This is a genomic window from Streptomyces sp. NPDC059832 (assembly GCF_042731715.1).
Classification (GTDB): Bacteria; Actinomycetota; Actinomycetes; order Streptomycetales; family Streptomycetaceae; genus Streptomyces.
In genome coordinates, this window is sequence record NZ_JBHWIY010000002.1 from 89,767 (window position 1) to 102,684 (window position 12,918).

At 70.2% G+C, this 12,918-nt stretch carries 10 protein-coding genes; 9 read left to right on the forward strand and 1 reads right to left on the reverse strand.

Features of this window, described 5'->3' with window-relative positions; translation table 11 throughout:
• The first annotated feature begins 63 nt into the window (after positions 1-63).
• From ACFV8T_RS02810 to ACFV8T_RS02820, 3 genes are all read left to right on the forward strand, one after another.
• Positions 64-2,466 (forward strand): HelD family protein, encoded by a 2,403-nt coding sequence (locus tag ACFV8T_RS02810; RefSeq protein ID WP_385323777.1) that lies wholly within the window; start codon positions 64-66, stop codon positions 2,464-2,466.
• 555 nt (positions 2,467-3,021) lie between these two features.
• Positions 3,022-4,458 (forward strand): NAD-dependent malic enzyme, encoded by a 1,437-nt coding sequence (locus tag ACFV8T_RS02815; protein WP_266418583.1) that lies wholly within the window; start codon positions 3,022-3,024, stop codon positions 4,456-4,458.
• A 388-nt stretch (positions 4,459-4,846) separates the two neighbouring features.
• Positions 4,847-5,128: an HU family DNA-binding protein gene (locus ACFV8T_RS02820; RefSeq protein WP_003968811.1), complete on the forward strand. Its 282-nt coding sequence runs from the start codon at positions 4,847-4,849 to the stop codon at positions 5,126-5,128.
• 184 nt (positions 5,129-5,312) lie between these two features.
• Here the strand turns inward: ACFV8T_RS02820 and murA are convergent, their stop codons facing one another.
• Positions 5,313-6,653 carry a UDP-N-acetylglucosamine 1-carboxyvinyltransferase gene (gene murA, locus ACFV8T_RS02825; protein ID WP_385323780.1) on the reverse strand — a complete coding sequence of 447 codons (1,341 nt, stop codon included), beginning with the start codon at positions 6,651-6,653 and terminating at the stop codon, positions 5,313-5,315.
• 276 nt (positions 6,654-6,929) lie between these two features.
• Here murA and ACFV8T_RS02830 point away from each other — a divergent pair, with 276 nt between their 5' ends.
• The 6 genes from ACFV8T_RS02830 to ACFV8T_RS02855 all read left to right on the forward strand — a co-directional run bounded on the left by ACFV8T_RS02830 (position 6,930) and on the right by ACFV8T_RS02855 (position 12,905).
• The gene (locus ACFV8T_RS02830; RefSeq protein WP_266418587.1) at positions 6,930-7,490 is read left to right on the forward strand and encodes a YqgE/AlgH family protein; all 561 of its coding nucleotides are present in this window, start codon (positions 6,930-6,932) and stop codon (positions 7,488-7,490) included.
• A 30-nt stretch (positions 7,491-7,520) separates the two neighbouring features.
• Positions 7,521-7,814 (forward strand): DUF3039 domain-containing protein, encoded by a 294-nt coding sequence (locus tag ACFV8T_RS02835; protein ID WP_072484142.1) that lies wholly within the window; start codon positions 7,521-7,523, stop codon positions 7,812-7,814.
• A 214-nt stretch (positions 7,815-8,028) separates the two neighbouring features.
• Positions 8,029-9,333, forward strand: a complete 1,305-nt coding sequence (locus ACFV8T_RS02840; RefSeq protein WP_385323782.1) for an extracellular solute-binding protein — start codon at positions 8,029-8,031, stop codon at positions 9,331-9,333.
• Between the two features lie 2 nt (positions 9,334-9,335).
• A complete protein-coding gene (locus ACFV8T_RS02845; protein WP_385323785.1) occupies positions 9,336-10,346 on the forward strand; it encodes a carbohydrate ABC transporter permease in 1,011 nt (336 codons plus the stop codon).
• Positions 10,343-11,191 (forward strand): carbohydrate ABC transporter permease, encoded by an 849-nt coding sequence (locus ACFV8T_RS02850; protein WP_266418593.1) that lies wholly within the window; start codon positions 10,343-10,345, stop codon positions 11,189-11,191. The genes ACFV8T_RS02845 and ACFV8T_RS02850 overlap by 4 nt, the downstream gene beginning before the upstream one ends.
• A gap of 4 nt (positions 11,192-11,195) precedes the next feature.
• Positions 11,196-12,905, forward strand: a complete 1,710-nt coding sequence (locus ACFV8T_RS02855) for a beta-N-acetylhexosaminidase (RefSeq protein WP_385323788.1) — start codon at positions 11,196-11,198, stop codon at positions 12,903-12,905.
• Positions 12,906-12,918: the final 13 nt, after the last annotated feature.

Here is a 12,918-nt window from a genome sequence, read left to right on the forward strand (position 1 = left end):
CGCGGTGGGTCCCCCTTCGCATAAGGTTGACGGCTGCCCAATGCACGTCAGAAGGGGGCCTCGGTGGCCGCGCAGGATGCCGCTGTCGATTCGTTGCGGGACCGGGAAATCGGTGTCGAGCAGGAACATCTCGACCGTGTGTACCACCGCCTTGAGGAGAAGATCCACGAGGCGGAATTTCTCATGCATGACGCCGTCAAGCGCGGCCAGGTCGGTACCCCGGGAGCGCTCGCCGAGCGCGACGCCCAGGTGTTCCGGGCCGGAATCCACCTCAACCGGCTGAACAGCGAGTTCGAGGACTTCCTCTTCGGAAGGATCGATCTGCTGCTCGGCAAGGACGGCGAACGCGGCCCGGACGGCGCGTACACCTCCGTCGAACCCGCCGACGACGCCGTCCGCGACGACAACTCGGCCGATATCGCGGAGACGCTGCACATCGGCCGGATCGGGGTCCTCGACTCCGACTACGCGCCGCTGGTCATCGACTGGCGCGCCCCGGCCGCCGCACCGTTCTACCGCTCGACGCCGAAGGAACCCGGCAGGGTCGTACGCCGCCGGGTCATCCGCTCCAAGGGCCGCAAGGTCCTCGGCGTCGAGGACGACCTGATGCGCCCCGAGCTGACCGCTTACCTGGGCGGCGACAAGCTGCCCGTCATCGGCGACGGTGCCCTGATGGCGGCGCTCGGACAGGCCCGCAGCCACACCATGCGGGACATCGTCTCCTCCATCCAGGCCGAACAGGACCTGGTGATCCGGGCCCCCGCCGCCTCCGTCACCGAGGTCTCCGGCGGCCCCGGCACCGGCAAGACGGCCGTCGCCCTGCACCGTGCCGCGTACCTCCTCTACCAGGACCGGCGGCGTTACGCGGGCGGCATCCTCGTCGTCTCGCCGACCCCGCTCCTGGTCGCGTACACCGAGGGCGTGCTGCCCTCGCTGGGCGAGGAGGGGCAGGTCGCGATCCGCGCGGTCGGCTCGCTCTCCGACGAGGCGGCCGGCGTCGAGGGCGCCACCACCTACGACGAGCCCGCCGTCGCCCGGATCAAGGGCTCATCGCGGATGCTCCAGGTGCTGCGCAAGGCGTCCCGCGGCGCGCTGGAACAGCCCGGCACCTCCCGCAGGGCGGCGGCGGACCGGGACGGCCAGCTGTCCTTCGGCGACGCGGCGGACGGAGCGGACGGAGCCGGCGACCGGGCCCCCGCCACCCCGACCCGGCTGCGGGTCGTCGCGTTCGGCGCCCGCGTCGAGCTGAACGCCGACGAGCTGCACCGCATCCGGCAGTCCGTCCTCGGCGGCACCGCGCCGGTCAACCTGCTGCGCCCGCGCGCCCGCAGGATGCTCCTGGACGCCCTGTGGAACAAGTCCTCGGGCCGGGGCCGCTACACCGACCCCGAGCTCGCCGCCGAACTGCGCTCCTCCTTCGACGAGGACGTCTCCACCGAGACGGACTTCCTCGACTTCCTGAACGCCTGGTGGCCCGAGCTCACCCCGCGCGGGGTGCTCGCCGCGATGGCCGACGAGAAGCGGCTCGGCCGCTGGGCCCGCCGGGTCCTCAACCAGGGCGAGGTGCGCCGCTTCGCCCGCTCCCTGAAGCGGCTCGACCGCGACGGGAACGGGCCGCTGTCCGTGCACGACGTGGCCATCCTCGACGAGCTGCAGATGCTGCTCGGCACACCGCACCGGCCGAAGAAGAAGCGCGAACTCGACCCGCTGGACCAGCTCTCCGGTCTGGAGGAGCTGATGCCGCAGCGCGAGGAGACCCAGCGCGAGCGCGCCGAGCGGCTGGCGGCGGAGCGTACGGAGTACGCGCACGTCATCGTCGACGAGGCGCAGGACCTCACGCCCATGCAGTGGCGGATGGTCGGCCGCCGCGGCAGGCACGCCACCTGGACGATCGTCGGGGACCCGGCGCAGTCCTCCTGGTCGGACCCGGACGAGGCCGCCCGCGTGCGCGACGAGGCGCTCGGCAACCGGCCGCGCCGCCGCTTCACCCTCACCGTCAACTACCGCAACCCGGCGGAGATCGCCGAGCTGGCCTCCAAGGTCCTGGCGCTGGCGATGCCCGGCATGGAGTCACCGGCCGCGGTCCGCTCCACCGGCGTGAAGCCGCGCTTCGAGACCGTACGGGACGGCGATCTGGCCGCCTCGGTGCGCGAGGAGGCGCGGCGGCTGCTCGCCGAGGTCGACGGCACGGTGGGTGTGGTCGTCGCGATGAACCGCCGGGCCCAGGCCCGCGGCTGGCTCGCCGAGCTCGGCGAGCGGGTGGTGGCGCTGGGCAGCCTGGAGGCGAAGGGCCTGGAGTACGACGCCACGGTGGTCGTCTCGCCCGCGGAGATCGCGGACGAGTCCCCGGCCGGCCTGCGGGTGCTGTACGTGGCGTTGACGCGTGCGACGCAGCAGCTGACGGTGGTCTCGGGGGAGCGGGACCTGCCCGACGAGGACGGTGTCCCGGACCTGTTGAGGGACTGAGACGGGGCCGGGCGGGGGCGGCGAGGACCTGGGGCCTGTCCGGCGGATCAGGGTCGGACAGGGCCCGGGGCCGCTCGGGGCGGACTGTTTTCGGGTCAACCTGTGCTGTGGGGAATCACTTCTTCGGGGTCTTTGTTAGCCTGGTGTCGGCACCGGCTCGATCCAAGCCCCCGGGCCCAACCTTCGTCGCTACGAGCGACCACTTGCCGCGAGGCGAGCATGGCGGGTCGGTGCCGTTCGACCAAGAAGACAGACCCGCGTCACCTTCCGGTGGCGCGGGTCTGTTCTTGTTTGCGGAGTCCGTTCGCGCGCAGGGGGCGCCCCCGTTCCCGCGCAGGGGGCGCCCCGCCTCTCCGCGATGGCCGGTACCGAATCCGGCCGGGGCCGGTTGGGGGTTCCGCTGAAGCGGTCATATCTCGTATGGTGGAAAGTGCTTTCCGAAGAGTGGCAGTCATTACCGGCTACCGGCCAGTAGGTGCGACGATCGGGAAGCGTGTCCGAGGCGAGCGCCCCGGTCACGCGGCAATGAAGCTAAGGAAAGCGAAGGACTCGGCCATGGCAACGGCGCCCAGCGTCTCGTACTCGATGACGGTCAGGCTGGAGGTGCCCGCGAGCGGCACAGCGGTCTCCCAGCTCACCACGGCCGTGGAGTCCTCCGGCGGATCGGTCACCGGCCTCGACGTGACCGCTTCCGGTCACGAGAAGCTGCGGATCGACGTCACCATCGCGGCCACCTCCACCTCGCACGCGGACGAGATCGTCGAGGGCCTGCGCGGCATCGAGGGTGTCGTCCTGGGCAAGGTCTCCGACCGTACGTTCCTGATGCACCTCGGCGGCAAGATCGAGATGGCGTCCAAGCACCCCATCCGCAACCGTGACGATCTCTCGATGATCTACACCCCGGGCGTGGCCCGGGTCTGCATGGCCATCGCCGAGAACCCCGAGGACGCCCGCCGCCTCACCATCAAGCGCAACTCCGTCGCAGTTGTGACGGACGGCTCCGCCGTGCTCGGTCTCGGCAACATCGGCCCGATGGCCGCCCTCCCGGTGATGGAGGGCAAGGCGGCCCTCTTCAAGCGGTTCGCCGGCATCGACGCCTGGCCGATCTGCCTGGACACCCAGGACACCGACGCCATCGTCGAGATCGTCAAGGCCATCGCCCCCGGCTTCGCGGGCATCAACCTGGAGGACATCTCCGCCCCCCGCTGCTTCGAGATCGAGGCACGGCTGCGCGAGGCCCTGGACATCCCGGTCTTCCACGACGACCAGCACGGCACCGCGATCGTCGTCCTGGCTGCGTTGACCAACGCGCTTCGCGTGGTGGGCAAGGGAATCGGGGATGTACGGGTCGTCATGTCCGGAGCCGGAGCGGCCGGCACGGCCATCCTGAAGCTCCTCATCGCCGCCGGCGTCAAGCACGCCGTCGTCGCCGACATCCACGGTGTGGTGCACGCCGGCCGTGAGGACCTCGTCTCCGCCGACGCCGACTCGCCGCTGCGCTGGATCGCCGACAACACCAACCCGGAGTCCATGACCGGCACCCTCAAGCAGGCCGTCGTGGGCGCCGACGTCTTCATCGGTGTCTCCGCCCCGAACGTGCTGGACGGCGCCGATGTCGCCGCCATGGCCGACGGTGCGATCGTGTTCGCGCTCGCGAACCCGGACCCCGAAGTGGACCCGGCAATCGCACGTCAGACGGCGGCAGTTGTCGCCACCGGGCGTTCCGACTTCCCGAACCAGATCAACAACGTGCTGGTCTTCCCGGGTGTCTTCCGCGGCCTGCTGGACGCTCAGTCCCGCACCGTCAACACGGAGATGATGCTCGCCGCGGCGCGCGCCCTCGCCGACGTGGTCGCCGAGGACGAGCTGAACGCGAACTACATCATCCCGTCGGTCTTCAACGACCGGGTCGCGGGCGCGGTCGCCGGCGCCGTCCGGGACGCCGCGAGGGCGGCCGGCGGCACCGCGAAGGCCTCGGGCGACCTCGGCTGACCCGCCTCCGTCGGCAGGACCCGGCAGGCCTCCTGCCGGCGTCGTCCGCGCCCCCGGCGCCGCACGTCGGTCCGGACTACGGCGCGTCGCGGGTCGCGGCGCCCCAAACGCCCCTTTAGGGTGGGCGGGCGGCGCGTCCCGCCGAGGCCCGCAACCGCTGCGGAACGCTTTCGGAGAGTCGACGGAACGTCACCACGAAGAGGCGCTGGTGCTTTTCGTGTGACTCCGGAGGGTGCCGGATTGGCGTTACCGCCGCAGGTGGGGGCAGGATGCGTAATCGGGCGCGAGGGTCTGACGACAGACCCGGGTCCGGGGACTGTCCGAGGGCCCTGGCAGCATCGGCTTCGATCTCACGCCTCACAGGCAAGAAGAACACGGGAGTAACAACATGAACCGCAGTGAGCTGGTGGCCGCCCTGGCCGACCGCGCCGAGGTGACTCGCAAGGACGCCGACGCCGTGCTGGCCGCCCTCGCCGAGACCGTCGGTGAGATCGTCGCCAAGGGCGACGAGAAGGTCACCATCCCCGGCTTCCTGACCTTCGAGCGCACCCACCGTGCCGCTCGCACCGCTCGTAACCCGCAGACCGGCGACCCGATCAACATCCCGGCCGGCTACAGCGTGAAGGTCTCCGCGGGCTCCAAGCTCAAGGAAGCCGCCAAGGGTAAGTAAGCCCCACAGGCGCGACGAAGGGCGGTCACCCCACCAGGGTGACCGCCCTTCGGTGTACCGGCCCGAGAGGCCCCGTTCTGGGCCTCTACGGCCCGGTATCGAGGGGCCGGGGCCCGGTCGGCAAGGAAACGGGGGCCCGGGGCAGCGCCCCGAACCCCCGTCAGCAGCCGTCCGGCGCCCGGTCTCAGACCAGCGCCCCGCCCGGCAGCTCCACCTTCGCGCCCAGCTTCTCCAGCTTGTCCATGAAGTTCTCGTAGCCGCGGTTGATCAGGTCGATGCCGTGCACCCGCGACGTGCCCTGCGCCGCCAGCGCGGCGATCAGGTACGAGAAACCGCCGCGCAGGTCCGGGATGACCAGATCCGCGCCCTGCAGCTTCGTCGGCCCGGACACGACCGCCGAGTGCAGGAAGTTGCGCTGGCCGAAGCGGCAGTCGGAGCCGCCCAGGCACTCGCGGTAGAGCTGGATGTGCGCGCCCATCTGGTTGAGCGCCGAGGTGAAGCCGAGCCGCGACTCGTACACCGTCTCGTGGACGATGGACAGGCCCGAGGCCTGCGTCAGCGCCACCACCAGCGGCTGCTGCCAGTCGGTCTGGAAGCCGGGGTGCACGTCCGTCTCCAGGGCGATGGCGTTCAGCGCGCCGCCCGGGTGCCAGAAGCGGATGCCCTCGTCGTCGATCTCGAAGGCGCCGCCGACCCGGCGGAAGGTGTTGAGGAACGTCATCATCGAGCGCTGCTGTGCGCCCCGTACGTAGATGTTGCCCTCGGTGGCCAGCGCCGCGGACGCCCAGGAGGCCGCCTCCAGGCGGTCCGGGATCGCCCGGTGCGTATAACCGTCCAGCCGGTCGACACCGGTGATCCGGATCGTCCGGTCGGTGTCCATCGAGATGATCGCGCCCATCTTCTGCAGTACGCAGATGAGGTCCTCGATCTCCGGCTCCACGGCCGCGTTGGACAGCTCGGTGACGCCCTCGGCGAGTACCGCCGTCAGCAGCACCTGCTCGGTGGAGCCCACCGACGGGTACGGCAGCCGGATCTTCGTGCCGCGCAGCCGCTGCGGGGCCTCCAGGTACTGCCCGTCCGCCCGCTTCTCGATGGTCGCGCCGAACTGCCGCAGCACGTCGAAGTGGAAGTCGATCGGCCGGCCGCCGATGTCGCAGCCGCCGAGCCCCGGGATGAACGCGTGGCCGAGCCGGTGCAGCAGCGGGCCGCAGAAGAGGATCGGGATGCGCGACGAGCCCGCGTGGGCATCGATGTCGGCGACGTTCGCGCTCTCCACATGGGTCGGGTCCAGGATGAGCTCGCCCGGCTCGTCACCGGGCCGGACCGTCACACCGTGCAGCTGCAGCAGCCCCCGGACCACCCGCACGTCGCGGATGTCGGGCACGTTGCGCAGTCGGCTGGGCCCGCTGCCGAGCAGCGCGGCGACCATTGCCTTCGGCACCAGGTTCTTGGCGCCTCTGACGCGGATCTCGCCCTCGAGCGGGGTTCCGCCGTGGACAAGCAGGACATCGTCTGTGCCGGTCATGAATCTCGCGTTCCGGAGTGGTCGGGCAGGGGGCCAAACGAAAGAGTAATGGCCCACTGCCCCCATTCCGTAAGAGAACAGGGGGTGTACGAACGTCATGAATCCGCCACAACACGCTCTGCTCTCCAGATCTTGCGGAGGGTTACCGTCCGCATGGTTCTCCGGAATGCGCGCTCCCCGTGCACCCGTGCGCCCTGAGCTGCGCCGCGGCCCATCCGGGGACCGGGCGGCCCACTTGGTCCCCGCAAGGAGCGAAGATGCGGGATCATTTCTGCCATGACCGAGGTGTCCTCGCTCACAGGGCGACTGCTCGTGGCCACACCCGCGCTCGCGGACCCGAATTTCGACCGCGCGGTGGTGCTGCTCCTCGACCACGACGAGGAGGGCTCACTCGGTGTGGTCCTGAACCGCCCGACCCCGGTCGGCGTGGTCGACATCCTCACGCCCTGGGCCGGCCTGACCGGCGAACCGGACGTCGTCTTCCAGGGCGGCCCGGTCTCGCTCGACTCGGCGCTCGGCGTGGCCGTCATCCCCGGCGACGAGGGGCCGCTCGGCTGGCGCCGGGTGTACGGGGCGATCGGCCTGGTGGACCTGGAGGCGCCGCCGGAGCTGCTGGCCGCGGCGCTCGGCTCGCTGCGGATCTTCGCCGGGTACGCGGGCTGGGGACCCGGTCAGCTGGAGACCGAACTGACCGAGGGCGCCTGGTACGTGGTCGAGTCCGAGCCCGGGGACGTCTCCTCCCCGCGCCCGGAACACCTCTGGCGCGCGGTCCTGCGCCGTCAGCGCAGCGAACTGGCGATGATCGCCACGTATCCGGACGACCCTTCGCTGAACTGAAGCTCCGGGCTGTCGGTACCCTTGGCGGTTATGAGCACTCTTGAGCCCGAGCGCGGGGCAGGTACCGGAACCCTCGTGGAGCCGACGCCGCAGGTGTCGAACGGCGACGGCGACCACGAGCGCTACGCCCATTACGTCCAGAAGGACAAGATCATGGCGAGTGCCCTGGAGGGCACCCCCGTGGTCGCACTGTGCGGGAAGGTCTGGGTGCCGGGGCGCGACCCCAAGAAGTACCCGGTCTGTCCCATGTGCAAGGAGATCTACGAGTCCATGGGCGCCGGTGGCGACAAGGACAAGGGCAAGGGCGGCAAGGACAAGAAGTAGTCCGGAGCCGTCCGGCGACCACTGCTTCGGGCCCCCGGGGCGCGCGTTGAAGCGCGCCCCGGGGGCCCTTTGCGTTGCACGGACTGCTTCCCCGGGTCACAGAGTGGTAGAGACCACTTGTCGGCGTCTGCGTGCGCACCTACTCTCCTGCCAGTTGTGCAGAACGAAACGCATGTTGCGTATGTTGCAACGCCTACCGGTAAGGGGTTCACGGATGAAGCTGTCTGCCCGAATTGCCGCCCCGGCCGCGGCGCTTGTGCTGGCGGGTCTCACCGCCACCGCCTGTGCGCCGCAGACCTCCGACACCGGAGCCAAGGGGGACGAGAAGACCGGCACGCTGCGGGTCTGGCTGTTCCAGGAAGTCGGCAACAAGCCCAAGGAGCAGGTCGTCGACGCGGCGGTCGCCGACTTCGAGAAGGCCCACAGGGACGCGGAGGTCGAGATCGAGTACATACCGGTCGACACCCGGGCGCAGCGCATCAAGGCGGCGTTCAACGACCCCAAGAGCGCCCCGGACCTCATCGAGTACGGCAACACCGACACCGCCGGATACGTCAAGGACGGCGGACTCGCCGATGTGAGCGCCGAGTTCGCCGCCTGGGACGAGGCCAAGGACACCGACCCGACCGCCAAGCAGTCCGTGACGGTCGGCGGCAAGATCTACGGAGCCCCGCTCTTCGTCGGTGTACGGGCGCTGTACTACCGCACGGACGTCTTCGAGCAGCTGGGGATCGAGGCCCCCAAGTCCCAGGCCGAGCTGATCTCCACCGCGAAGAAGATCCACAAGAAGAAGCCGGACCTGTACGGACTGGCGGTCGGCGGCGCGTACACCTACGGCGCGATGCCGTTCATCTGGGCGGCCGGCGGCGAACTCGCCGACGAGAGCGGCGGTACGTACCAGGCGGCCATCAACAGCGACAAGGCCCGCAAGGGCATCGAGGCCTACACCTCGCTCTTCGGCGACGACAACTGTCCGGCCGCCAAGTGCGCGGTCATGGGCGGCAACGCGACCGTCACCGCGTTCGCCTCCGGCAAGGCCGCCATGGCGATCGGCGGCGACTTCAGCCACACGGCCGTCGAGGCGGGGTCGGTGAAGGGCAAGTACGCGGTGGTGCCGCTGCCCGGTGTCGCCGAGGGCTCCGTCGCCCCCGCGTTCGCGGGCGGGAACAACATCGGCGTACTGAAGAGCAGCTCGCACCGCACCCTCGCCGTGGACCTGATGAAGTCCCTGACCGGCAAGCGGACGCAGACGAAGATGTTCGACGCGATGGGTTTCCTCCCGACGTACACCGACGTGCGGGCCGCGGCCGCGAAGAAGGAGCCGTTCGTCGAGCCGTTCGTCAAGACGCTCGGCGCGGGGGCGAAGTTCGTCCCGGCCTCGCCCGGCTGGGGCCGGATCGACTCCTCGCTGGTCCTGCCGACGATGTTCCAGGAGATCGTCAGCGGCCGTAAGGACGTGGCGAAGGCCTCGGACGACGCGGCGAAGAAGATGGACGCCGCGTTCGCCGACGCGGGCTGATCATGACCGCGAACAGTACGGCGTACAAAGCGCCCGGCGCGTCCGGAGCGGGCGGCACGTCGGGAGCGGGCGGCACGTCGGGAGCGGGCGGCACCTCCACCCGCCCGCTCCGGCGGCGCCGCCCTGCCTCGCCCGCGCGCCGCTCCGGCTGGACCCCCTGGCTCTATCTCCTGCCCGCACTCGTCCTCCTCGGCGGGCTGCTCGTCTACCCGATCTGTCAACTCGGTCTGATCTCCTTCCTGGAGTACACCCAGGCCCAGGTCAGCGGCGGTGAACCGACCACCTTCCAGGGGTTCGGGAACTACGCGACGCTCTTCGGCGACAGCCAGTTCTGGCAGGTGCTCCTGGCGACCGTGGTCTTCGCCGCCACCTGCGTACTGGCCACCCTGCTCGTCGGCTGCACGCTCGCCGTCCTGCTGACCCGCATCCGGGCCCTGCCGCGGCTCGCGCTGATGATGGCCGCGCTCGGCGCCTGGGCGACCCCGGCGATCACCGGGTCCACCGTCTGGGTGTTTCTCTTCGACCCGGACTTCGGCCCGGTCAACCGGGTGCTGGGGCTGGGCGACTTCTCCTGGACGTACGGGCGCTACAGCGCCTTCGCCCTGGTGCTCCTGGAAGTCCTGTGGTGCTCGTTCCCGTTCGTCATGGTGACGGTGTACGCGGGCATCCGGGCGATCCCCACCGAGGTGCTGGAGGCGGCGGCGCTGGACGGTGCCTCGCAGTGGCGGATCTGGCGGTCGGTCATGGCCCCGATGCTGCGGCCGATCCTCGTCGTCGTCACCATCCAGTCGATCATCTGGGACTTCAAGGTCTTCACCCAGATCTACGTCATGACCAACGGCGGCGGCATCGCCGGCCAGAACCTGGTGCTCAACGTGTACGCCTACCAGAAGGCGTTCGCGTCCTCGCAGTACAGCCTCGGCTCGGCGATCGGCGTCGTGATGCTGGTGATCCTGCTGGCCGTCACGCTCGTCCATCTGCGCCTGGTGCGGCGCCAGGGGGAGGAACTGTGAGCGCGCGGAGCATGCTGCGCATCCGCCGGCCCGGCCGGCTGGCCGCCGAGGCCGCGGCCCTGCTGATCGCCGCCGCGGTCGCCTTCCCGCTGTACTGGATGGTGCTCTCCGCCCTCAAACCGGCCGGCGAGATCCAGTCCACCGACCCCCGCCCGTGGACGCTGTCGCCGTCCCTGGACTCGTTCCGCCGGGTCTTCGAACAGAACGACTTCGGGCGGTACTTCCTCAACAGCCTGCTGGTCGCCGGGACGGTCGTCATCGCCTCCGCGCTGATCGCCTTCCTGGCGGCGACGGCGGTGACCCGGTTCAGGTTCCGCTTCCGCACCACGCTGCTGATCATGTTCCTGGTCGCGCAGATGGTGCCGGTCGAGGCGCTGACCATCCCGCTGTTCTTCCTGATGCGGGACTTCGGCCAGCTGAACACGCTCGGCTCGCTGATCCTGCCGCACCTCGCCTTCTCGCTGCCGTTCGCGATCTGGATGCTGCGTGGCTTCGTCAAGGCCGTACCGGACGCGCTGGAGGAGGCCGCGTACATCGACGGGGCGAGCCGCACCCGCTTCCTGTGGCAGATCCTCTTCCCGCTGGTCTTCCCCGGCCTCGTGGCGACCAGCGTCTTCTCGTTCATCTCCACCTGGAACGACTTCCTGTTCGCGAAGTCGTTCATCATCAGCGACACCTCCCAGTCGACGCTTCCCATGGCGCTGCTGGTCTTCTTCAAACCCGATGAGAACGACTGGGGAGGGATCATGGCAGCCTCGACGGTGATGACCATTCCCGTGCTGGTCTTCTTCGTACTCGTACAGCGCCGCCTGGTCTCCGGACTCGGCGGAGCGGTAAAGGACTGACGCCATGGACATGGACATGGACCCGACCACCGACCGGACTGCCGCCCCGATCGCCGACCTGATTCCGGCACCCGTGCGTGTCGGTGGTGAAGGGCGGTGCGGCTTCCGGCTCGACCCGTCCACCACCATCACGGCGGCCCCCGGCACGGAGAGCACCGAACGCTGGCTGCGTACCACGCTCGGCGCCGCCTTCGGCCTGCCGCTCGCCCCGCAGCCGGCTGCCGCGGGCGGCGAGCCCGCCCCGAGCGGCCGGCCCGCCGCGAACACCGTCCGGCTGGCCATCGACCCGGCACTGGAGCCGGAGGGCTACCGCCTGAGCACCGGCACCGGCGGGAGCGTCGAGATCACCGGAGGCAGCCCCGCCGGGGTCTTCTGGGGCGCGCAGACCCTCCGTCAGCTCCTGGGCCCCGAAGCCTTCCGCCGAGCGCCCGTCAGCCCCGGCGCGCGGCGCACGATCCCCTTCACGGACATCGAGGACAGCCCCCGCTTCGCCTGGCGCGGCATGATGCTCGACGTGGCACGGCACTTCATGCCCAAGGACGACGTCCTGCGCTATCTCGACCTCCTCGCCGCGCACAAGCTGAACGTCTTCCACTTCCACCTCACCGACGACCAGGGCTGGCGCATCGAGATCAAGCGCTACCCGCGGCTCACCGGGATCGGCTCCTGGCGGCCCCGCACCAAGCACGGCCACCGGGCGTCCGAGCTGTGGGACGAGACCCCGCACGGCGGCTACTACACGCAGGACGACATCCGCGAGATCGTCGCGTACGCCGCCGAGCGGCATATCCGCGTCGTCCCCGAGATCGACGTACCGGGCCACTCGCAGGCCGCCATCGCCGCGTACCCCGAACTGGGCAACACCGACGTCATCGACACCACCACCCTCTCCGTCTGGGACACCTGGGGCATCAACGCGAACGTACTCGCCCCCACTGACAACACCCTGCGCTTCTTCGAAGGCGTCCTCGAAGAGGTGCTCGACCTCTTCCCCGCCGCCACCTCGCCGTTCATCCACATCGGCGGCGACGAATGCCGCAAGGACCAGTGGAAGGAGTCGCCGGTCGCCCAGGCCCGGATCGACGAATTCGGCCTGGCCAACGAGGACGAGCTGCAGTCCTGGATCATCCGGCACTTCGACACCTGGCTCACCGCCCGCGGACGCCGGCTGATCGGCTGGGACGAGATCCTGGAGGGCGGCCTCCCGGCGGGCGCCGCCGTGTCGTCCTGGCGGGGTTACGGCGGAGGCATGGCCGCCGCCGAGGCCGGCCACGACGTCGTCATGTGCCCGGAGCAGCACGTGTACCTGGACCACCGTCAGGACGGCGGCCCCGACGAGCCGATGCCCATCGGCTTCGTCCGCACCCTGGAGGACGTCTACCGCTTCGAACCCGTGCCGGCGGGCCTCTCCGAGGAGGCGGCCCGTCACATCCTGGGCACCCAGGCCAATGTCTGGACCGAGGTGATGCAGAACCGGGCCCGCGTCGACTACCAGGTCTTCCCGCGCCTCGCGGCGTTCGCGGAGGTCGCCTGGTCGCCGCTGCCCGCCTCCGGCGACCGGGACTTCGCGGGCTTCGAGCGCCGAATGACCACGCACTACGCCCGGCTTGACGCCCTCGGTGTCGACTACCGGCCGCCGAGTGGTCCGTTGCCCCGGCAGCAGCGCCCCGGTGTGCTGGGACGACCCATCGACGGCGCGCCGCCGAACGTGTGATCCCGACCGCACC

What these genes read in the sequence shown, in the direction of transcription:
- ACFV8T_RS02815 (WP_266418583.1), top strand. Translation starts at nt 3,022, where the DNA reads ATGGCAACGGCGCCCAGCGTCTCGTACTCGATGACGGTCAGGCTGGAG.
- ACFV8T_RS02820 (WP_003968811.1), top strand. Translation starts at nt 4,847, where the DNA reads ATGAACCGCAGTGAGCTGGTGGCCGCCCTGGCCGACCGCGCCGAGGTG.
- murA (WP_385323780.1), bottom strand. Translation starts at nt 6,653, where the DNA reads ATGACCGGCACAGACGATGTCCTGCTTGTCCACGGCGGAACCCCGCTC.
- ACFV8T_RS02830 (WP_266418587.1), top strand. Translation starts at nt 6,930, where the DNA reads ATGACCGAGGTGTCCTCGCTCACAGGGCGACTGCTCGTGGCCACACCC.
- ACFV8T_RS02835 (WP_072484142.1), top strand. Translation starts at nt 7,521, where the DNA reads ATGAGCACTCTTGAGCCCGAGCGCGGGGCAGGTACCGGAACCCTCGTG.
- ACFV8T_RS02840 (WP_385323782.1), top strand. Translation starts at nt 8,029, where the DNA reads ATGAAGCTGTCTGCCCGAATTGCCGCCCCGGCCGCGGCGCTTGTGCTG.
- ACFV8T_RS02845 (WP_385323785.1), top strand. Translation starts at nt 9,336, where the DNA reads ATGACCGCGAACAGTACGGCGTACAAAGCGCCCGGCGCGTCCGGAGCG.
- ACFV8T_RS02855 (WP_385323788.1), top strand. Translation starts at nt 11,196, where the DNA reads ATGGACATGGACATGGACCCGACCACCGACCGGACTGCCGCCCCGATC.